We start from the raw sequence: 21,599 nt of genomic DNA, 5'->3' as shown, positions 1-21,599 counted from the left end.
GGGAAGGGGAATGACGGCGGAAGCGGGCACGGCCCGAACGGGCGGTGCGGACAGTGCGGACGCGGGGCGGTTGGATCGGAACGGGGGCTCAGGCCCGATGCGGGCCGAGGCCGATTGGGCGGTCAGCAGGAGCAGCGCTCAGGATCCCACAGTCCGCGCTCGCGCAGGGCCTCCAGCGTGCGGTCACCGATGGGGTTGACGCCGGCTCCGGCGGCCAGGGTGTGCCCGAGCAGGGCATGGAGGCACTTGACGCGCGTGGGCATGCCGCCGGCGGAGACCCCCTCGATCTCAGAAACCTGCCCGAGCTCGGCACGACGGGCCAGGTAGTCGTCGTGGGCGGAGGCGTAGGCGGTGGCCAGCTCGGCGTCGTCGGCCAGCTCGGCGTTGAAGGTCTCCATGAGGTGCTCGGCCTCCAGGGTGGAGCAGCCCTTCACGGCGGCCGGGTGGGTGAGGTAGTAGCTGGTCGGGAAGGGGGTGCCGTCGTCGAGGCGCGGGGCGGTGCGCACCACGGTGGGGCGCCCGCACACGCAGCGGGCCGCGATGGCGACGACTCCGCGCGGCACCCTCCCCAGCTGCTCGGCCAGGGCCTCGAGGTCGGCCGACGACACCGGCTCCTGCGTCTGGGGCGTGGGGCTCACGGGGTCTCCTTCGTCTGCGGGGTGACGGCCGGTTTCGGCGTGGTCTTGGGCGGATCCGACGGCGCCTGGTTGGGCTCCCCGGTCGGCAGCTCCTTCTGGGCGGGGTTGAGGGTCTTGCCGTCCGTCCCACCCTTCGATCCTGCCGGGGCGGTGCCGCCTGCCTGGCCGGCGGCCCGCGAGGAGTCCCGGAGCTCCTCGTACCAGGGTGCGTCCGGGGAGCCCGGGGTGGCCCCTCCGCCGGCCTCGTTCTCCTTCATGGAGTCGGCGCCGACGACGACGTAGCTGGTGTCGCCGGGCATGACGTAGCCGAGGCGCTCACGGACCTGGGAGCGCACGTAGGTGTCGTCCTTCCACTGGGCCAGCTCGTTCTCCAGGGTGGTGGAGGTGTCGGAGGCCTCCTTGATCCTGTCGACGACGGCGTCGTACTGGGCCTGCTGTGACAGGTAGGCGCGCAGGGAGGTGAAGATGACGACGAAGGCCAGCAGGCACACGACCGCCAGGATGACGACCCGGGGCGGCAGGGTCCGCTCGGGCACCGCCATCGGCAGGCCCCGCTGCCGGGAGCCGGACGAGCCGGAGCCCGACCCGACCGCGGAGGCCGCCCTCTCGGCCGGTACCTGGCGGGGCCGGGCGCCGCCGGCGACGCGGCGCGTCCCGGACTGGCTGGAGGAGGGGCGGCGTGGAGTCATACCGGCATCCTGCCTCACCAGGGCACAGGAGACAGCGCACCCCACCGGGCGCGTTGCTCACGCTTCGGTCATGGCCCGCCCCTGCCGGGCGCACATACAGGACTGCCATAGACGACGCTTCGGGGCAGGCGGGAGAACCCGTCTGCCCCGAAGCGGTGGGGTGCGTCGTCGTCGAGTCGCGGCTGAGGTATCGCGTCAGTCAGCGGCTCGACGTCGGCTGGCCGCCGTCAGGCTCAGGCCTGGAAGCGGGGGAAGGCGCCGGCGCCGGCGTAGACCGCGGCGTCGCCGAGGGCCTCCTCGATGCGCAGGAGCTGGTTGTACTTGTTGACGCGCTCGCCGCGGGCGGGGGCGCCGGTCTTGATCTGACCGGAGTTGGTGGCCACGGCCAGGTCAGCGATGGTGACGTCCTCGGTCTCACCGGAGCGGTGGGAGGTCATGGACTTGTAGCCGGCGCGGTGGGCCATCTCCACGGCCTCGAGGGTCTCGGTCAGGGAGCCGATCTGGTTGACCTTGACCAGCAGGGCGTTGGCGGCGCCGAGCTTGATGCCCTTGGCGAGGCGCTCGGGGTTGGTGACGAAGAAGTCGTCGCCGACGAGCTGGACCCGGTCGCCGATCTTGTCGGTCAGGGCCTTCCAGTCGTCCCACTCGTCCTCGGAGAGCGGGTCCTCGATGGAGACGATCGGGAAGTCGGTGATGAGCTTCTCGTAGTAGTCGACCATGAAGGCGTTGTCGCGGGCCTCGCCCTCGAACTGGTAGGTCTTGGTCTTCTCGTCGAAGAACTCCGAGGAGGCGACGTCCATGGCCAGGGCCACGTCCTTGCCGGGCTTGTAGCCGGCCTTCTCGATGGCCTCGACGATGAGCTCAAGGGCCTCGCGGTTGGAGTCGAGGTTGGGGGCGAAGCCACCCTCGTCGCCCAGGCCGGTGGACAGGCCGCGGTCCTTCACGACCGCCTTGAGGGCGTGGTAGACCTCGGCGCCCATGCGCAGGGCCTCACGGAAGGTGGGGGCGCCGATGGGGGCGATCATGAACTCCTGGATGTCCACGTTGGAGTCGGCGTGGGAGCCACCGTTGAGGATGTTCATCATGGGCACGGGCAGGACGTGGGCGTTGGGGCCGCCGACGTACTGGAACAGGTCCAGACCGGCGGACTCGGCGGAGGCCTGGGCGGCGGCCAGGGAGACGCCGAGGATGGCGTTGGCGCCGAGCTTGCCCTTGTTGGGGGTGCCGTCGAGCTCGATCATGAGCTGGTCGAGGCCGCGCTGGTCGGCGGCGTCGAAGCCGATGATCTCGGGGGCGATGATGTCGTTGACGTTGTCGACGGCCTTCTCCACGCCCTTGCCGCCGTAGCGGCCCTTGTCGCCGTCGCGCAGCTCAACGGCCTCGAAGGCACCGGTGGAGGCGCCCGAGGGGACGGCGGCGCGAGCGGAAGCACCGTCCTCCAGAAGGATCTCGACCTCGAGGGTCGGGTTGCCACGGGAGTCGAGGATCTCGCGGGCGTGAACGTTCTCGATGAGGGCCACTTGGTGCTCCTTGCTGAGGGGATCGTGATGCGGTCGTCGGCGTCGGGCACGCTCGCGCGCGACTGCCGAATGCAGGATCAGCCTAGCGGGCCGACTCCCCCACCACGAGGGCCATGGTCCTGAGGATTGCACAGTGTTCACGCCCGGCGAGAAACACTGGACGACGGCGGTCTCTCGCTTCCGCCGTCGTCCTGGGGGCTCTGTGCGGCCCTACTGGCCGCTGGTCTCGGAGTGCTCGGTGCCCTGGCCGGCCTCGCCCGCGGCGCCGTCGGCCTGACCGGTCTGGCCCTGCCCGTCGGTCTGGCCGGAGTCGGCGGGCTGCTGTCCGCCCTGCTGAGGAGCCTGTTGCTGAGGCTGCTGCTGGCCACCACCCTGCTGCTGCGGGGCCTGCTGTTGGCCACCTTCCTGCGGGGCTTGCTGTTGGGGGGCCTGCTGCTGTTGCTGGGGCGCCTGCTGCAGGCCACCGCCGAAGGGGTTGTTGCCGGCTTCCAGGCGGGGATCGGTTCGGGTCAGCCAGGTCTGAGCCTTATTCGAGTAGCGCGGGGAGATGTCACCGTCGAGCGTGCCGCGAACCTTGTCCAGGTCGGCGAGCGCGACCTTCCCCTGCTGCCCAGCCTGCTCCGGGTGCTGAGAAAGCTGCTGGTACTGGCCATTCAACAAACTCGCCCGCAGGTAGGTGAGCGTTTCCGGCTTGCGGGGCTCGAAGCCCAGCCGCTCCTTGACCAGCTGCACGATCTGCGCGTCAGTGACAGTCAGACCATGGGCCTGGCCGACCTCAACCAGGACAGGGGCCTGAAGGAGGCCGTTCACGATCTCAGACCGATTCACGCCCTGACGTACCAGGTTCTCCCAACCGAGTGCGGAGTCCAGCTCCTTGACCACGACGTCGACGTCCTTCTCACTGACGACCACGGAGTGGCGGGCCCCGTCCAGGCCGGTGTAGTGCATGTCGGCCACCTGACCGGGGTGGTCGGAGCAGCCGGCGAGCGCCCCGACGGCAAGGAGGAGTGCAGCGCTGGCGGCGAGGACGCGCGTGCGTGCGGCAAGGCTTCGGGTCACGGTTTGCTCCTGGAAGGGGACGACGCCGGAGGGCGACATGGTGTCACAACATTTCTGCCCCGACCCTACCGTTCCGCCTGCGACGACGCACGCAGCCGGTCCGCCGCCGCCCACCGTCAGCGGCGTTTGCGGTAGGTGGTGGCCTCGGTCTCGTAGGCAGTGTCGCCCTGGACGACGGCGCGCAGGAGCACCTCGGCCCACCGCACGACCTCCTCACCGGACAGGGCCGCCCCGCCCATGCGGTTGGTGCCCGGGGCGGGCACCACGATGGTGCGCGTGGCCGGCTTCAGCACGGTCCCCGGGTAGAGGCGGGTGACCTTCATGCGCGCCGACTCGGGCAGGTCCACCGGGGCGAAACGCACCGACTTGCCCTGGGCGACGATCTCGCGCACCCCCAGCTCGGCGGCCAGGGCCCGCAGGCGCGCCAGCGCCGCCAGGCGGGCGGTCGCCTCGGGCACGGGCCCGTAGCGGTCGGCCAGCTCCTCCAGGACGTCGTCGACCTGCTCCCCCGAGCGTGCCGCCGCAAACTTCGTGTAGGCCTCCAGACGCAGGCGCTCGTGGGGGATGTAGTCCTCGGGGACGGTGGCGTCCACGGGCAGCTCGATGCGCAGCTCGACGTCCTCCTCGTCGCCCTCCTCGAAGCCGATCGCCTCGGCGCCGGCCTTCCCGGAGCGGGCCAGGGCCTTCTTGTAGGCGGCCACGGCCTCGGAGACCATGCGCACGTACAAATCGAAGCCGACCCCGGCGATGTGCCCGGACTGCTCGCCGCCGAGCAGGTTGCCCGAGCCGCGGATCTCCAGGTCCTTCATGGCCACCTGCATCCCGGCCCCCAGATCCGTGTTGGTGGCGATGGTGCGCAGGCGCTCCAGGGCCGTCTCGGTCAGGGGCTTGTCCGAGGGGTAGAGGAAGTAGGCGTAGGCCCGCTCCCGGCCGCGCCCCACGCGCCCGCGCAGCTGGTGGAGCTGGGACAGGCCCATGCGGTCGGCACGGTCCACGATGAGGGTGTTGGCGTTGGACACGTCCAGCCCGGTCTCCACGATCGTGGTGCACACGAGCACGTCGGTCTCCTTACGCCAGAAGGAGTCGATGACGGCCTCGAGCTGGTGCTCGTTCATCTGCCCGTGGGCGGTGGCCACGCGCGCCTCGGGCACCAGCTCGGCCAGGCGCGCGGCGGTGGCGTCAATGTCCTCGACCCGGTTGTGGACGAAGAACACCTGCCCCTCGCGCAGCAGCTCACGGCGGATCGCGGCGGAGACCTGCTTGGTCTCGTAGGCGCCCACGTAGGTCAGGATCGGGTGGCGGTCCTCGGGCGGGGTCGCCAGGGTGGACATCTCGCGCAGGCCGGTGACCGCCATCTCCAGGGTCCGTGGGATCGGGGTGGCGGACATGGACAGGACGTCCACGTTGGTGCGCAGCGCCTTGAGGGTCTCCTTGTGCTCCACCCCGAAGCGCTGCTCCTCATCGATGATGACCAGGCCCAGGTCCTTGAACTTCACCTGACCGGTGATGAGTCGGTGAGTGCCGACGACGACGTCCACGCTCCCCTTCTCCAACCCCTCGAGCACCTTGGCGGATTCGGCGGCGTCCTGGAAGCGGGACAGGGCCGCCACGGTCACCGGGAAGCCGGCGTAGCGCTCGGTGAAGGTCTCGGCGTGCTGGCTCACCAGGAGCGTCGTGGGCACCAGGACCGCGACCTGCTTGCCGTCCTGGACGGCCTTGAAGGCGGCGCGCACGGCGATCTCGGTCTTGCCGTAGCCGACGTCGCCGCACACGAGCCGGTCCATCGGCTGGGCCTTCTCCATGTCGGCCTTGACCTCGTCGATGGTGGAGAGCTGGTCGGGGGTCTCGGTGTAGGGGAAGGCCTCCTCCAGCTCGGCCTGCCAGGGGGTGTCGGGGCTGAAGGCGTGGCCGGTGGTGGCGGCGCGGGCGGCGTAGAGGCGCACGAGCTCGCCGGCGATCTCGCGCACGGCCTTGCGGGCCTTGGACTTGGTCTTGGCCCAGTCGGCGCCGCCCATCTTGCTCAGGGCGGGGCTGTCGCCGCCGACGTACTTGGTGACCTGGTCCAGGGCGTCGGTGGGTACCAGGAGGCGGTCGCCGGGCTGGCCGCGCTTGGAGGGGGCGTACTCGATGACGAGGTACTCGCGGGTGGCCGAGGAGCGGGCCCCGCCCACGGTGCGCCGGCTCAGCTCGATGAAGCGCCCCACCCCGTGCTGGGCATGGACCACGAGGTCCCCGGCGTGCAGGGACAGGGGGTCCACGGAGCGGCGGGCGCGGCGGGCCGGCAGGCTGCGGCGCTCGCGGGGGCCTGCCGAGGCCCGCCCGGTGAGGTCGGACTCGGCGATGAGGGCCAGGCGCAGGCCCTCGGCGAGGAAGCCGTGGCCGGCGCTGGCCTGGGTGACGCGCACGACGCCATCGCCGGGGCCCGCCGTCGGGGCACCGGCCGAGCCGTCGGCGTCATCAGAAACAGCGGCCGGGTCGGGGGCCCAGTCGCCATCGCGGCCGAGCTCGCCGGCCTCGGAGAGCTGGTCGACGATGCGGGCGGGGACGTCGCCGTCGCCCAGGAGCTGGGCCATGCGCCGGCCGGGTCCGGGCCCGTCGGTGGCCACGACGACGGTCCAGCCCTGGCGGGCCATCCGTCCCAGGTCGGCCACGGCCCGCTCGAGCTCGCCGCGGTAGGTGTGGGGGTCGCTGAGGTCCAGGCGGGTGGTCTCGGGGCCGGCGGCCAGGGCGGTGAAGGACCACCAGCCGCGGTTGGAGGACAGGGCCAGGGCCCGGGCCTCGGCCAGGTGGGCGAAGGCGGCGGCGGACAGGTCGACGGGGACTGTGCCGCCGGAGGCCGCCGAGGTCCAGGCGGCGGCGAGGAACTCGGTGGTGGTGGCGGTCAGGTCCTCGGCGCGCTTGCGCACCCGCTCGGGCTCCAGCAGCACCGTGAGCCGGTCACCGACGAGGTCCAGCAGCGGGACCATCTTCTCAACCAGCACCGGGGCGAGGGACTCCATGCCCTCCACGGCGATGCCCTGGCTGATCTTCTCCAGCATGTCGGCGGCGCCGGGGACGGCGTCGGCCAGGGCGGCGGCGCGCTCGCGCACCGCGTCGGTGAGGACCAGCTCGCGGCAGGCGATGGCGGTGACAGCGCCCAGCGTCTCGATGGTGCGCTGGTCGGCGACGGCGAAGGAGGAGACCTCGTCGATCTCGTCGCCGAAGAAGTCCACGCGCACCGGCCGGGGCTCGGAGGGCGGGAAGACGTCGAGGATGCCGCCGCGCACGGCGTACTCGCCGCGGGACTCAACCATGTCGACGCGCGTGTAGGCGGCGGCCTCCAGGCGGCGGGCGGTCTCCTCCAGACCGACGGTCAGACCGGGGGCCAGCTGGACGGGCTCGAGCTCGCCGAGCCCGGCGATGACGGGGGCCAGCAGGGCGCGCACGGGGACGATGAGGACACGGATCGCCCCGCCCTCCTCGGGGTGGGCCAGGCGGCGCAGGACGGACAGACGCTGGGCGACGGTGTCGGCGCGCGGCGAGAGGCGCTCGTGGGGCAGGGTCTCCCAGGCGGGCATGACGGCGACGTTCTCCGCCGGCAGGTAGCTGCGCAGCGCCAGGGCCGTCTCCTCGGCCTCGCGGCCGGTGGCGGTAACGACCAGCAGGGGCGTGCCGGAGGCCTCGGCGGAGCCGGCCGCCGGCGCGTCACCGCCGGCGACCCGTTGGACGCCCTCCTCGCCCAGGGCCATGGCGGCCAGGACAGCGGGTCGGGCGCCCGGCGCCACCACGAGGCTGCGGTCGGTGCGCGAGCGGGAGGAGGCGGCGCGAACGGTGCGGGCGATGTCGGCGTCGGCGAGCAGCGGAGGCAGGAGCGCAGTCAGGAGCACGGCCGCGAGTCTAGTGACTCCCCGCCCCGGAACCACCGGCGGGCCGGACCGGTCGGCCGGTGAAGGCCCGGCGGACCCAGTCCCCGCTGCGGACCTGGTTCCAGGGGTTGGCGTGCCCGGCGACGACGCCGACGCCCCCGCCCGTGGTCTTGTTGCGGCTCTCCAGCAGGACGGAGACCTGCGCCGAGGCGGCCATGCCGGCGATGAGCCACACGACGGTGCCGATCTGGGTGATGAAGGCGACCGTGCCGTAGGCCGGGATGAGGCTGAGCAGCGCGATCTGCGCGGGGTTGGAGCGCTGGACGACGGCCCTGGCGGCGTAGACCAGCAGCCCCACCATGACGAGCACCACGGGGATCCACCCGAAGCGCAACGCGGTCAGGAGCAGGTGGTTGTCAATGGAGCTGTAGCCGCCCCAGGCCACCGAGTCCCCTACCTTCTGATAAGAAGAGGACAGTCCCAGCGGCTTGAGCTGGCGCACCAGGACGAGGATGTCGCCGCGGTAGCCGGCCGAGTCCTCCTGCTCGCGGCCGGCCGAGTCGAAGACGCCCAGGACGTAGGGCAGCAGCACGCTGCCCACACCGACCAGCACCATGAGGAAGCTCATCCTCCACAGGGCGGGGATGTTGATGTGCACCTGCATGAGGCTGAGGATGACGGCGATGACGGCGCAGGCGATCGCCGAGCGGGAGAAGGTCGGGATGGTCGCCCCCAGGACGAGGGCACCGGCCGCGATCCGGTAGCCGGGCCTCCACCGCGCGGCCAGGATGAGCGGAATCCCGGCAGCCAGGCACACCCCCAGAGCGATGGGGTGACCGAAGGCCCCCTCGACACGGGTGAAGCTGCCCCGGGCCAGGGGCGGGGCCCACTCCTCGTAGAGGTTGTTCTCAATGGCGATGTAGCTGAAGGGGTTGATGGTCGTGACAGCCTCGAACAGCGCCAGCACGGCCACCACGATCCACACGATGGCCAGGACCTCCGCCACTCGCCGCAGCCCGAGCCGCTCCACGAGCAGCCGTCCGGCGAGGTAGGCGGGCAGGGCGCCGAAGACGACGTCGGACAGGACATAGTTGAGCGGCGAGCCCGCGGCGACGGACAGGCCCACCAGGCACCAGGCGGTGGCGACCATGAAGTCACCGCTGGTCAGCCGCCACGAGAAGCCGGGCAGGAGGGAGAGAACCACCAGGAAGCAGGCCAAGGTGGCCGGAGGCACATTGGGCTCGAAGGGGATCATCACCCACACCGGCACGAAACCGATGGCGCCCATGACCAGTGCGGCCCCGGCTATGGGGCGGCGGTGGATGCGGTCAGCCACAAAGATGAGGACCGCCAGGGCGACGCCCACCATAGGGAGGACGATGAACAGGGTCCTGGCGAAGGACATCGTTCCTCCCTTGTTGTGTCATGACCGCCGTGATGTCACGGCGGTCGAGTCGGTGGTCGGTCGGTGGTTTGTCGGCGGCCGGCCGGCGGGGCGGCAAGCCGCGACAGGACCGCTGTGAGAAATGCCCGGGAAGATGCTGGGAGGGCCTCGGCGGCCCTGACCAAGGTCAGGACCGACCGGAAGAAATCCGTCGACGTCGTCCCGACTGGGCCGACCCCGACGCCTTCTTCACTGTGGGGACGGGGGTCCTCAGGACCCTCACCCATCACACGATTCCAGTGAAAGACTCACCACATCGCCCGCTCCCCCACGTCTGAGGATTCCAGGCGTGGCCGGGGGCGCAGCGAAGGCTACTACAGTCGCCGAGACCTGAGCGTGATCTTACAGTTAGGGTTGGGCCGTAGCCTTTCAGCATCCGCCGGGCCACACGGCCCACGGTGCCCGACGGGCCGCCGGTATCGACCAGATCCAGATCTTCCCCAGACCAGATGAGGAGCAGCGTGCAGCCGTCGCAGATCCTTCACGCCATCCGCAGGAACCTAGTCGCCTGCCTCGTCATCCTGCTCGTATGCATCCTGGCCGGGCTGGGAGTGGCCCTGTCGACGAAGCCGGTGGCCATGGCCACCACGACTCTGGGCATCCAGCCCAAGTCCAAGGAGACCCCCTCCTTCTCCACCCAGGCCAAGGACCTCATGCCGACCCTCGTGGAGCTCTCCACGAGCCCGAAGGTCCTCGAGCCGGCGGCAGCCGACCTGAACATGGAGACCACCGACCTGTCGGACGCGCTGACGGTCACCAACCCGCCCGAGACCCTGGTCCTGTCCATCACCGCCAAGGCCGGCAGCAAGCAGAAGGCCGTCGACATGGCCCAGGCGACGGCCGACTCGCTCAACAAGGAGCTCACCTCCGGCGAGCTGCTGGGCAAGCAGGCCCTGGGCATGACGACGAGCACCACCTCGCCCGCCACGACGGCCAACACCACCATGGAGCGCCCCGGCGCCCGGGCCGCGGCGATCTCCGGACTGCTGCTGGGGCTTCTGGCCTCCGTGTCCTACGCGATGTTCCGTCACCGGCGCGACAGCGGCCACGGCGCCGACAGGGGCGCAGAGATCCGCCCCGGGCGCACCGCGACCACGCTGAGCGCCCTGAGGCAGAAGACCTCGGACCTGCTGCGACCGAGCCAGCCGCCCGCGCAGCCTCAGGTGCAGGCGCAGCCGCCCTACCAGTATCAGCAGCTCCCGGCCCAGTCTCCGGTCCCGGCCTCCCCCGAGGCCTCCGTCATCCCGGCCCCCGGCGCCATGGCCCCGCAGGCGGCCCCCGCCTCGATGCCGTCCCCCGCTTCCGCGCCCATGCTGCCGGGCTCGACGTCGGCCCCAGTACCGGCCTCTCAGCCGACGGCCTCATCAGCACCGGCCCCGTCTTTCTCGGCCCCCCAGTCGCCCCAGTCGCCCCAGCAGACGACCGCGATGCCTGCGATCTCCGACTCCGCGAATCCGGCCGCCCAGCCGGTGCCCTCCGCCCAGGAGCCGGCCCACGCCCCGGCGCCGATGCCGTCGCCGGCCTCCCCGGTGCCGATGTCCCCCGCCTCGCAGAGCCCCGTCTACATGAGCGCGGCGCCGCTGTCGTCGCCCTCGGCGGCCTCCGTCTCCGCTCAGTCCTCAGCACAGCCGTCCGTCCAGTCCTCCACCCCGGACCCGGCGCACAGCTTCACCTCCGGCATCACCTCCGCTATGCAGCGCCAGCAGGCCGACCTGTCGGCGCCAAGCGCCTCGGCCGAGACCATCTCGGCCGGGACCGTCTCGTCCCAGTCGGCCTCCGAGGCCAGTGCCCCTTACAGGCACGCGCCGTTGCCCCCTCCGCTTCCCACCCCCGCCGACCTGACGGTGCCGGCCTCCCCGTCGATCGCGGTGCAGCCTTACACGGCCGCCCCGACTTCCGGGAGCCACCGTTTCCCGGGCGCACCCGACGGCCCCACCCGGCGCAGCACCGCCCTGCCCACCGGGCAGACCGTCTCGGCCTCCTCGGGCTCCTCAGCCTCCCCGGCCTCCTCCGCCCCCTCGGCGGGGCCCTCCTTCCAGTACCCGCCGGCACCGACGTCGGCCCCGGCACCGATCACCTCGTCCGCCGGCTCCCCCGCCTCCGCCACGCCGGCCACCGGGCGCCGGCGTGTCTCGGGACCGACGTCGAGCTCCGCGCCGAGCACGCCCGTCCGACGGCGCATCACCTCGCCCTCAGCGGACCGCTCGGTGACATCGGCCGGCTGGCAGGATGCCTCCGCCCTGCCGACGACGACGGGCCGACGCCGGACCCAGCCGACCTCCTCGGCCCCGGAGCCCCCGGCCGCCGCCGGGGTCTCGCGCGTGGCGGCGCGCACGCAGGACTCAGCCTCCGAGACCGACTCCCCCTCCCCTTCGACGTCGATGCGTCAGCAGGCGCCCTCACGCCGGCAGACCCTGGCTCGACGCCGGCGGATGTCCAAGCCGAGGCTGACTCTCGTGACGCCACTGTCCGAGGAGTCCTCCATCGAGCAGACCCGCCACCTCACGCCGGTGTCGGCGTCAGCGGGTGGACGCCACCGCAGTCCTGATCGGCCGGACGCCCCGCCCCCGCCTCCGCCGCCGTCGATCCAGCCCGGCCAGCAGATGGCCTCGGCGTCGTCGGCCTCCTCGGCCCGGCACACAGCCTCCGCCTCGGCTGCCTCTGCGGCCTCGGCCGGTCGCCGCAGGCAACCGACGCGCCGCTCCTGGTGAGCCGGCTGCCGGCACCAGCGTCAAGGGCGGGTCCGATGCTTCGAGCATCGGACCCGCCCTTCATGTCTGCACCGGTCCAGGCGTTCCAGGCCAGGACCCGCCTGGCCGGAGCGCTCAGTTGTCGTCCTCCTCATCAACGTCCTGGTCCTCGTCGGCGGCCTGCTGGTTGCCGTCCTGGTCCGCGTTGTTGGCAGCGTCCTTCGCCTCAGCGGCAGGCTTGGCCTTCTTGCCCTTCTCCTTGTTGTTCTGCGCCGTCTTGGGGACCGTGAGGCTCGGGATCTGGGCGGTGATGGTGTTGCCGCTGGGGTCGGAGACCACCAGGCGGTAGGTGTGATCGCCGGGCGAGCAGGTGGTGTCCTCCAGGCTGTGGCTCTTGAGGGCCCAGCGGGTGTCGCTGATCTTCTCGGTGGCCACCGGCGTGGTCTCGTCATCCCGGTAGAGGCTGTAGGTCAGGGTCGGGTCGTCGCGGTCCCAGGTGGCGTTGAACCCCACCCTCACTGAGCCCGAGGTCGTCACCTCCGCCTTGGCCGCCAGGGTCTCGGCCTTGCCCTCGGGGGGCAGCGTGGGCTGGCCCGCGCGCCTGGGGTAGCGCACGATCCCCTGCTGGACCTTGCCGTCGGCCTCGATGAACTCGCCCACCATAAGGATGTAGGAGTCGGTGACGTCGACCTTGAAGGCGGCCTGGGACGTCTTCGTGAACTTCCCCGCCTCCAGGTCCGGGTACCAGCCGATGATCGTGGGGCTCTTAAGACCCGAGGTCGACCAGTCCTGGTACCCGTCGACCACCCCCTGGTGGCGGATGGTGATATCGGGGCTGTTAGTGAAGGCCATGGCCCGCACGTACAGGGGGTGCTGACCGTCCTTGCGCACCTCGGGCATGTTGGGGAACCCGTAGATGGTCTCGCAGGAGTGGGCATGCCCCACCGTGTAGACGGTGTCCTTGGTGGGGGCGATCCCATAAGTGTCACCGTGGCAGGGCTCGAGCCAGACAAGGTTGCCGTTCCAGTCGGCCTTGAAGCTCCCTTCGAGGTTGGCCTCGTCGAGGCGCCCGACAGCGGAGTAGGCAGTGCCGTAGAAACCGTCCTCGTCGACGGCGATATCGAAGATGGCGGCCTTCTCACCGGCCGTGCGCACGGTGTCGTTGACCGGCATGGGCAGCACCTCACCGGTGGAGGCGCTCAGAAGCGCCATCCCGTATCCGGGCTTGCTCGAGCCGTTGACCGTGGAGAAGGAGCCACCGATGACGACCTTGGAATGGTCCGGGGAGACCTCGATCGCGTAGACCTGGGCGTTGGGGCCCTCGGCGGAGGCGGTCCAGTCCAGGAGCTCACCGGTGGAGGCCTTGAGGGCGGCCAGGCGGGTCCGCTGCTGGTTGTTCACCTTGGTGAAGTAGCCCCCGACGTAGAGGGTGTCGCCGGCCACCGCGATGTCCTTGACGGTGGTGCTGAACACGGGATGGAAGGAGGAGATGAGGGTGCCGTGCCCGTGGGAGATGTCGAAGGCGGCCAGACGGCTGTGCCACTCGTTGTTGACCTTGTCGAACTCCCCGGCGACATAGAGGGTCTTGCCGTCCTCGGAGAGGGCCAGGCTTCGTCCCGCGCCGTTGAGGGTGGGGGCGAAGTCCTCGATGAGCTTCCCGGTGTTGAGGTCGTAGGCCAGGATGTTGGAGCGCGGGACCTCCTGCTGTCCGGCACGGGCCCCAGCCGGGCGGGCGTTGTTGAAGTTGCCGACGACGTAGACCACGTCGCCGACGACGAGCTGCCCCCAGGCGACGCCGTCGATCTGCACCGTGGGCAGGGGCGCGGCCGTGTAGGCGGGCTCCCGGGAGGACTGGCCGGAGGGGTCAGTACCAGCGGCAGCGGCGGCCTCGTTGTCACCGACGTCGCCGGAGCCGTCGCCCGGGTCGTCTCCGTCGGCATCGGCCTCGGTCTCCTGAGCCGTGGCCACCGGGGCGGCGGGGGTCAGGACAACCATCGAGGCGAGCAGGAGCGGCAGGAGGGAGACGATGATGGCAAGACGGGGGATGGTGGAGAGACGACGCACAGGAACCTCCGGTACATATGGCGAGCAACGCGCAAGCGGATCACAGATCATCGCTGGTAGCGGGACGGATGAGGCCCACATGAGTCACCGGATGAATGTCTGCGATAACGATTAATGTAACTGGTAGCGCTTGTTAGTTCGGGGAGCGCATCCGACCATGCGGAACACGAAGAGGCAACGAAAGGAACACAATTCGATGACGGCGCCACGCTACGTGACCGCAAGGTCGGTTTGCAACGAAATCGTTATCTAAAGGTTACTGCACACTTCGAGCGCAACTCGCCGTCATGGGGAGCCCACCCCATGAAAAACGCCCTCGCCGGGCCCGGTGAGGGGCTCGGCGAGGGCGGGAGCGCGGCGGCCGGAGCCAGCGCGCGGTGGCTCATGGGGGTCCTGCGAGGAGCGGACCCGACTGTCTCAGTCGCCGGCGACGCCGACGGTGTCGAAGAGCTCCGCCACTGAGCCGTCGTCGAAGACGGCCTTGATGGCGCGCGCCAGCAGCGGCGCGATCGGCAGGACCGTCAACTGCTCGAAGCGCTTGCCGGCGGGGATCGGCAGGGTGTCGGTGACGATGACCTCGCGGGCCCCGCAGGTGGAGAGCCGGTCCACAGCCGGCCCGGAGAGCACCCCGTGGGTCGCGGCGACGATGACGTCCTTGGCCCCGGAGTCCAGGAGCACCTGGACGGCCTTGGCGATGGTGCCGCCGGTGTCGATCATGTCATCGACCAGGACGCAGGAGCGTCCCTCGACGTCGCCGACGACGCGGTTGGCCACCGACTCGTTGGGGCGGGTGACGTCGCGGGTCTTGTGGACGAAGGCCAGCGGGGTGCCGCCGAGCTGGTTGGCCCAGCGCTCGGCCACCCGGATGCGGCCGGCGTCGGGGGAGACGACGGCGGCGTTGGCCGGGTCGACGCGGGTGCGCACGTAGTCCACGAGCACCGGCTGGGCCCACAGGTGGTCCCAGGGTCCGTCGAAGAAGCCCTGCTCCTGGGAGGTGTGCAGGTCCACGCTCATGAGGCGGTCGGCGCCGGCGGTCTTGTAGAGGTCGGCCACGAGGCGGGCGCTGATGGGCTCACGCCCCAGGTGCTTCTTGTCCTGACGGGCGTAGGGGAAGAAGGGGGCGACCACGGTGATGCGCTTGGCGGAGGCGCGCTTGAGGGCGTCCACCATGATGAGCTGCTCCATGAGCCAGTCGTTGACGCGGTCGCCGTGGGACTGGACGACGAACACGTCGCAGCCGCGCACCGACTCGTTGAAGCGGACGTAGGTCTCCCCGTTGGCGAAGTCGTAGGCCGTGGAGGACAGCACCTCGGTGCCGAGCTCGCTGGCCACGTCCCGGGCGAGCTCGGGATGGGCGCGTCCGGAGACGACGACCAGCCGTTTCTCACCCTTGGTAATGATGCCCGTCATGACGTGGTTCCCTTCTCACGGCCGGTGCGGCCCTCGATGTGACTGTTGGAGACGGAGGTGAAGGTCAGTGATCGCCCCGGCCGGCACGCCCCGGACGGCCTCACTGGTCGGGGCCGAAGCTGCGCTGCGCTCATGCGTCAGGCCTGGGCGGCGTCGGCGTCGAGCTGACTGAAGGGGGCCACGACGCAGCCGGCCGGGATGACGGCGTCGGTGAGGATCGCGTAGGCGCCCACGCGGGCGCCCTGGCCGATCCGGGTGGTTCCGCGCACGAGGACGCCCTGCTCGAGGGTGACGTCCTGGGCGAGCTCGGCGGTGACGTCCACCCAGGTGGAGGCCGGGTCGACGACGCCGACGCCCTGGGCCATCCAGCCGGCCAGGACGCGGCGGTTGAGCTCGGCGCCGAGCTCGGCGAGCTGGGCGCGGTCGTTGCAGCCCTCGACGAGCCAGTGGTCGGTGGCGACCAGCGCGCTGGTGGACCGGCCGGCCCGGTGGGCGTGGGCGACGACGTCGGTGAGGTAGACCTCGCCCTGGTCGTTGTCCGTGCCCAGGGTCGCCAGGGCGGTGCGCAGGTGGGCGGCGTCGAAGACGTAGACGCCGGCGTTGATCTCGCGGATAGCGCGCTGGGCCTCGCTGGCGTCGCGTTGCTCGACGACGGCCGAGACGGTGCCGTCGGCCTCGCGCACGACTCGCCCGTAGCCGGTGGGGTCCTCGAGCTCGGTGGTCAGCAGGGTGACGGCATCCCCGCGCTCATGATGCTGAGCCAGGAGCTCCTTCAGGGTGGCGGTGTCCAGCAGCGGGACGTCGCCGCTGGTGACGACGACGGGCCCATCCAGATCCTCGGGCAGGGCGGCCAACCCGCAGGCGACGGCCCGCCCGGTGCCGGGGACCTCGTCCTGGTCGGCCGGGACGGCGTCGGGGGCGACCTCGGCGAGGTGGGCGATGACGGCGTCGCGCTCGTGACGCACAACGACGACGAGGTGCTGGGGCTCGAGCCCCCTGGCTGCAGTGACGGCGTGGTCCACGAGGCTGCGACCGCCGATCCGGTGCAGGACCTTGGGGGTGACCGATCGCATACGAGTTCCCTTGCCTGCGGCCATGACGATGACGGCGGCGGGTGCGGTTGACGTCACGTGTCCTCTTCTCACAGGTTCGCGCCCGGGCTCCCGACGTCTCCGGCCGCGACCGGGCGGAGGCCGGGGACGGACTCCAACGGTTTCTGAAATCAGGTACGGATGGACGGTTGGCGCGTATCCCACCGGCGACCGGGTGACCGCCGTCAGGCGTGAGAGCGAGGGAACCCCAACGCCGCTCATGCTACGCCGCTCCGCCCCCAGGATTCGAACCCGGGCCTCAAGGCTCCAAAGGCCTGCGTGCTGCCGCTACACCAGGGCGGAAGGACACATCCCGACCCGGGCCCGACGGCGAGGGGCGAGACGCCGGGACAGTCTCTCATGTCCCGGTCGCACTCGGCACCTTCGCGGCGGCTCAGCGCGCCCCGGTCGCGCCCGGTTGCGCCCCGGTCGCCTCCAGGACCGGACCTGGCACCGAGCCTCCCACCGGTGCGGGGCGCATGCCACACTCCTTGGGCTTCGCAGTCGGCTGGGAGGACAGGGCAGGATGGGGGCATGTCCAGTTCCCCCTCCGCTCCCCCTCCCTCCTCCGGCAAGCCGGCAGCGGTGCGACTCATCGAGCTCGACGGGCTGCGCGGGCTGGCCGCCGTCGTCGTGCTCATCCACCACGCCCTGGAGACCGTCCCCGCACTGGCGGAGGTCGGGGCGCGGCCCGGCACCGTGCCCACCGGCACCTTCAACCGGATCCTCACCCAGAGCCCCCTCCACCTGCTGTGGGCGGGCCATGAGGCCGTCCTCATCTTCTTCGTCCTGTCCGGTGTGGCCCTGACCTACCCGGTGGCCCGCCGCCACGCCCAGGGGCGGCGCTTCGACTGGGTCGACTACGCCCCGAGGCGCTTCGTGCGCCTGTGGCTGCCGGCGGCGGCCTCCACCACCTTCGCAGTCATCGCGATGCTGCTCGTGCCGCGCTCGGAGGATCCGGCGCTGGGGCACTGGATGACCGTCACTCACCCCGTGGGGCTCGGGGCGCGCCAGATGCTCATGGAGTACCTGCTCATCCCCAAGCACGCCTACCGCAATACCGTCCTGTGGTCCTTGCACGCCGAGGCGATCTTCTCCTTCGTGCTGCCCCTGATGATCCTCGGGGTGGCCCTGTGCGCCCGCTGGCGGATCTCCTGGCTGCCGGTGGTGGCGGCCCTGGCGGTGCCCATCATCACCGCCAGCCCCGGCTCGGGCAGCTACCTGCCGGTCTTCACCGTCGGCGCGGTCATGGGCTGGGCCTGGGGGCACAACCCCGCCCCGGTGCCGCAGCGCCCCCAGCCCTGGGCGACGGCGCAGGCCCTGGTGTGCCTGCTGCTCATCACCCTGGCCTGGTGGCCGGGGTTGGAGAGCCACACGGCTCAGCGCCTGGCCAACGCAGTCACCCTGGCGGCCGCGGCCTACCTGGTCCACCTCGTGGTGCGGGCCGGGGCGCTGCGCGGCCTGCTGCGCTCGCGCACCGTGCAGTACCTGGGGCTCATGTCCTTCTCCCTCTACCTGGTGCACGAGCCGGTCGTGGTCTCGCTGCGGCTGCTGACCCACTCGGTCTCGCCGTGGTGGGTGCTCAGCCTCCTCTCCCCGGTGGCACTGCTTGGTCTCCACCTGGCGGAAGGACTTGCCATCGTTCCACAGGGGCTGCTCGCGCAGCCGATGTCTCCGTGGTGGGTGCTCATCCTGGCGCCGTTGGTCTCGGCGCCGCTGACCTGGTTGTTCCAGCGCTACATCGAGGCCCCCAGCCACCGGCTGGCCCGCCGCACCGGGGCCCTGGCCTCGGCGCGCTTCGCCCAGTGGTCCGAGCGCCGTCGCCCCACCCGGCCGGCGGACCACAGCAAGAGGGGCTAGGGCCATGGCGGCCAAGCGCACCCGTATGAGCGCCAGCGAGCGGCGCGAGCAGCTCATCGCCGTGGCCCGCGGGCTGTTCGCCGAGCGCGGCTTCGACGCCACGAGTGTGGAGGAGGTGGCGGCCCGCGCCCAGGTGTCCAAACCGGTGGTCTACGAGCACTTCGGCGGCAAGGAGGGCCTGTACGCCGTCGTCGTCGACCGGGAGATCACCACGATCTCAACCGCAATCTCCTCGGCGATCGCGGACCCGGCCGCGGACGCCGCGGCGGTGCCGGAGGCCGGGCGGCGCGCAACGGAAGGGCCTGACGCCTCCGGATCGGCCTCACGGATCGCCGAGCGGGCCGCCCTGGCCCTGCTGACCTATATCGAGGACTCCCCCGACGGTTTCCGCATCCTCTCGGCCGGCTCGGACCGCGCCGCCGGCACCTACTCCACGCTGCTGGCCGACGTCGCCATCGAGGTCTCCGGGATCCTCGCCTCGCAGTTCGCCGCCCACGACCTCGACCCGCGCACGGCCCCGTTGTACGCCCAGATGCTGGTGGGTATCGTGGCCATGCCGGCTCAGTGGTGGTTGGAGAACCGCTCAATGAGCAAGGAGGAGGTGGCCGCCCACATGGTCAACCTCGCCTGGAACGGCCTGCGCGGAATGAAGGCCGAGCCCACGCTCCACTCCGGGCCTGCAGACAACTCACACGGCTCCGAGGGCGCCTCGGGGGCGGGGACCGACTCGCGCACCGAGGGCTCCGTCCACCGCCACAGCGCCACCAGCGCCACCGAGTCCCCCGACGCCCCCTGAGCGCTGCCGAGGAGTCACTCGCCCCGCATCGTCGTTGGTCCCACTGCGCCTGGCGGCGGCTCGTCGCATTGGTCACTACCCGACCGGTCGATCACCCTGCGAGTGCCAGCAATCCTCAAACCCCAACGACCCAACGAGTTCTGAGAAGTGCCCGGGAAGGAGGTGAGTCACTTCCCGTGCCCGGCTCTCGCCCCAAACGGCGCGCTATTCTGTTGCTCCCGCAATCACCGAAACGGAACCCATGGACCCGGAAACCCTCATCATCGCGCTGCGCAAGAACGCAGTCCTGGTGGTCATGCACGTTGTGCTGGGCACCATCATCGGCACTGTCTTCGGCCTGTTGACGCCGGCGCAGTACACCTCCACCGCCAATGCGAATCTGGGTGTGGAGAACAGTGAGGCCAACCTCCCCAACACCTTCAACTACCTGACCTCCATCATGCCGACGCTGGTGGAGATCGGGACCTCGGAGAGCACCTTCGCGGAGGTCTCCAAGGACACGGGGATCAGTCAGGACGAGCTGCGCAAGTCCGTCTCGGTGACCAGCAAGACCGGCACCACCCTGGTGGAGATCCGAGCCACCAGCACGGATCCCGAGCGCGCCCACAGGATCGCCGAGGCCGAGCTGACGGCCCTGGACTCGGTGGCCCGCGACCTGTCCAGCTCGGGGCAGGCGGGAAACACCACCGCGACCCTCAAGGTGGTCGACTCCCCCACGACCCCCTCCGCCCCCTCGAGCCTGTCGGCCATGTCGACCGCGCTGATCGGGACCGCCATCGGGCTGGCCGCCGGCGCCATCATGGCGATCCTGCTGTACTTCCTGAGTCAGAAGAACCCGCAGGACAAGGTCGAGGACCCGCTGCTCATCATCGGGCGTCGTCGCTCTCGGGAAGACGCCTGACCGGCCGTGGCCCAGACATGGTCGCAGGGCACCTCCCACCAGGACTCGCGGACGCCGTCGGACGCCGATCCTGAATCGAGCCGCGAACCGGGGACGACATGGCGGCGGCTGGAGATGGCGATCGCCGTCGTCCTGCTGGTCTGCGTGGGTGTGCGCCGCGAGCTGGCGGCAGCCCTGAGCGTCGGGGACTGTGTCGCACTCGCCTCGGTCCCCATCACCTGGACGGCCGTGCGCAAGGCGCGCCGCTTCTCGCTACTACTCGTGCTGTCCATCCTGGCGTCGGGCACGGCCTACATCATGTCCCTGCTGGCCGAGAGCAGCTTCGTCGTCGAGGCCTGGGCCCGCCGGGTCACCACCTTGAGCCTGCTGGCGGTTCCCTGTGCGGTGGCCGTCTTCGTGTGGGGGGCCCGCCGGCTGGGCGCGAGACGCGCGGCCCTGGCAGTCGGCTTCGGCATGTTCCTGGACGCGCTGCCCCTGCTGCAGACCAGCTCCAACCCGTGGAAGTTCGGGATCGGTGCGGCGGTGACGATCATGGTCCTCAGCCTGGTGGCCGACCAGCGCCGGCTGGTGCAGATCGTGGCCCTGCTGGTGCTCAGCGGCGTCTTCCTCGTCTCCGACTCGCGCTCCACCCTGGCCTTCCTGGCCATCATCCTGGGCACGGTCATCTGGCAGGCCCTGGCGTCCTGGGCCCGGTGGCACGTGCCTACTCCCCGGCGCCTGGCGATCTCCCAGATCCTCGTTCTGGCGGTCGTGGGGATCGTGGCGATGGTTGGGGTGGTCATGGCCTCGGAGTCCGGGACCCTGGGCGAGGACGCCCAGAACCGGACCATCGCCCAGTCCTCCAGCTCGGCGGGCCTGCTCCTGTCCGCCCGCCCCGAGCTGGGAGCCTCCTGGGCGCTGTTCCAGAACCGGCCCTGGGGGTACGGCGCCGGCGTCAAGCCCCGTTTCGAGGATCTGTGGGTGGCCAAGCAAGGCATGGCCGCCCTGGGCTACGACCCGGAGAACGGTTACGTCGAGAACTTCATGTTCGGCGGCCGCATCGAGCTGCACTCGGGTCTCATGGACATGTGGGCGGCGGCCTCGATCCCGGGCGGCCTGTTGCTGCTGCTCATCGCCGGGATGGCGCTAGCGGCGATGATGCGCGACCTGGGGCGCCTCAAGGCCACGCCCTGGCTGTTCTTCGCGGCTCTGACCGTGGTGCAGAACGTGTTCGTGGGGCCCTGGACGGTGCTGCCCGCCTACCTACCGATCGTGCTGGGGGCCGCCGTCCTGCAACCTCCCCTGCGCGAGGCCGCCCAGCTGGGCATCGACGACGAGCCGGCCGCCCCACCGCGGGATGAGCCCACCGACTCCGCTGTGGCGCCCGCCCAGCAGGCGTGATCCCGACCGCGAGCCCTCAGTGATCGTACTCGCGGTGGACGCAGCCACCGTGGCGCACATGTATGCCGCGCACAGTGAACGACGAGGTAGTCGCCACCCCTTCACGGGAGATTCGCTAGCTCGCCTATCGACGCCCGGGATTGATCCCACATCCGCACGGCTTTATTGTTCCAAGGAGGACACCTCAAGGATGCCGATGCGTCGGTCCGGAA

The 21,599-nt window shown here is 70.9% G+C and carries 14 protein-coding genes and 1 tRNA gene; 5 read left to right on the top strand and 10 right to left on the bottom strand.

Features of this window, described 5'->3' with window-relative positions:
• Window positions 1–122 precede the first annotated feature (122 nt).
• The 6 genes from AB7V09_RS06860 to AB7V09_RS06835 all read right to left on the bottom strand — a co-directional run bounded on the left by AB7V09_RS06860 (window position 123) and on the right by AB7V09_RS06835 (window position 9,156).
• Entirely contained in the window at window positions 123–638 is a 516-nt protein-coding gene (locus tag AB7V09_RS06860) for a DUF501 domain-containing protein (protein WP_314156492.1), read from the bottom strand.
• Window positions 635–1,327 (bottom strand): septum formation initiator family protein, encoded by a 693-nt coding sequence (locus AB7V09_RS06855; RefSeq protein ID WP_419143309.1) that lies wholly within the window; start codon window positions 1,325–1,327, stop codon window positions 635–637. Before AB7V09_RS06855 ends, AB7V09_RS06860 begins: the two co-directional genes overlap by 4 nt.
• Window positions 1,328–1,560: 233 nt before the next feature.
• On the bottom strand, window positions 1,561–2,847 hold the full coding sequence (gene eno, locus AB7V09_RS06850; protein WP_009407666.1) for a phosphopyruvate hydratase: 1,287 nt from the start codon (window positions 2,845–2,847) through the stop codon (window positions 1,561–1,563).
• 210 nt (window positions 2,848–3,057) lie between these two features.
• On the bottom strand, window positions 3,058–3,945 hold the full coding sequence (locus AB7V09_RS06845) for a hypothetical protein (RefSeq protein WP_419143308.1): 888 nt from the start codon (window positions 3,943–3,945) through the stop codon (window positions 3,058–3,060).
• A 77-nt stretch (window positions 3,946–4,022) separates the two neighbouring features.
• On the bottom strand, window positions 4,023–7,772 hold the full coding sequence (gene mfd, locus AB7V09_RS06840) for a transcription-repair coupling factor (protein ID WP_419143307.1): 3,750 nt from the start codon (window positions 7,770–7,772) through the stop codon (window positions 4,023–4,025).
• Between the two features lie 10 nt (window positions 7,773–7,782).
• Window positions 7,783–9,156 carry a hypothetical protein gene (locus tag AB7V09_RS06835; protein ID WP_315063616.1) on the bottom strand — a complete coding sequence of 458 codons (1,374 nt, stop codon included), beginning with the start codon at window positions 9,154–9,156 and terminating at the stop codon, window positions 7,783–7,785.
• Between the two features lie 500 nt (window positions 9,157–9,656).
• On the opposite strand from AB7V09_RS06835, the gene AB7V09_RS06830 reads away from it, so the two are divergent.
• Complete coding sequence (locus tag AB7V09_RS06830) at window positions 9,657–11,906, top strand: chain-length determining protein (RefSeq protein WP_419143306.1); 2,250 nt, start codon at window positions 9,657–9,659, stop codon at window positions 11,904–11,906.
• A 114-nt stretch (window positions 11,907–12,020) separates the two neighbouring features.
• On the opposite strand, the gene AB7V09_RS06825 is transcribed toward AB7V09_RS06830, so the two are convergent.
• The 4 genes from AB7V09_RS06825 to AB7V09_RS06810 all read right to left on the bottom strand — a co-directional run bounded on the left by AB7V09_RS06825 (window position 12,021) and on the right by AB7V09_RS06810 (window position 16,753).
• Complete coding sequence (locus AB7V09_RS06825; protein ID WP_419143305.1) at window positions 12,021–13,949, bottom strand: hypothetical protein; 1,929 nt, start codon at window positions 13,947–13,949, stop codon at window positions 12,021–12,023.
• A 417-nt stretch (window positions 13,950–14,366) separates the two neighbouring features.
• On the bottom strand, window positions 14,367–15,359 hold the full coding sequence (locus AB7V09_RS06820) for a ribose-phosphate diphosphokinase (RefSeq protein WP_003787536.1): 993 nt from the start codon (window positions 15,357–15,359) through the stop codon (window positions 14,367–14,369).
• Between the two features lie 137 nt (window positions 15,360–15,496).
• A complete protein-coding gene (locus AB7V09_RS06815; protein ID WP_314156476.1) occupies window positions 15,497–16,489 on the bottom strand; it encodes a bifunctional N-acetylglucosamine-1-phosphate uridyltransferase/glucosamine-1-phosphate acetyltransferase in 993 nt (330 codons plus the stop codon).
• A 192-nt stretch (window positions 16,490–16,681) separates the two neighbouring features.
• Window positions 16,682–16,753: transfer RNA gene (locus tag AB7V09_RS06810), tRNA-Gln, on the bottom strand.
• Window positions 16,754–16,984: 231 nt separating this feature from the next.
• On the opposite strand from AB7V09_RS06810, the gene AB7V09_RS06805 reads away from it, so the two are divergent.
• The 4 genes from AB7V09_RS06805 to AB7V09_RS06790 all read left to right on the top strand — a co-directional run bounded on the left by AB7V09_RS06805 (window position 16,985) and on the right by AB7V09_RS06790 (window position 21,387).
• Complete coding sequence (locus tag AB7V09_RS06805; RefSeq protein ID WP_419143304.1) at window positions 16,985–18,310, top strand: acyltransferase family protein; 1,326 nt, start codon at window positions 16,985–16,987, stop codon at window positions 18,308–18,310.
• Between the two features lie 4 nt (window positions 18,311–18,314).
• On the top strand, window positions 18,315–19,106 hold the full coding sequence (locus AB7V09_RS06800) for a TetR/AcrR family transcriptional regulator (protein ID WP_279012953.1): 792 nt from the start codon (window positions 18,315–18,317) through the stop codon (window positions 19,104–19,106).
• Between the two features lie 241 nt (window positions 19,107–19,347).
• Window positions 19,348–20,007: a YveK family protein gene (locus tag AB7V09_RS06795; protein ID WP_075414150.1), complete on the top strand. Its 660-nt coding sequence runs from the start codon at window positions 19,348–19,350 to the stop codon at window positions 20,005–20,007.
• A 114-nt stretch (window positions 20,008–20,121) separates the two neighbouring features.
• Window positions 20,122–21,387: a hypothetical protein gene (locus AB7V09_RS06790; RefSeq protein ID WP_075375543.1), complete on the top strand. Its 1,266-nt coding sequence runs from the start codon at window positions 20,122–20,124 to the stop codon at window positions 21,385–21,387.
• Window positions 21,388–21,599 lie beyond the last annotated feature (212 nt).

Origin of the sequence: Actinomyces sp. SKVG-SVH-4(1), assembly GCF_048514265.1 — a bacterium.
Taxonomy (GTDB): Bacteria; Actinomycetota; Actinomycetes; order Actinomycetales; family Actinomycetaceae; genus Actinomyces; species Actinomyces oris.
Note: the sequence above shows the minus strand (reverse complement) of the source record. Positions and strands in the feature narration are given on the sequence as shown.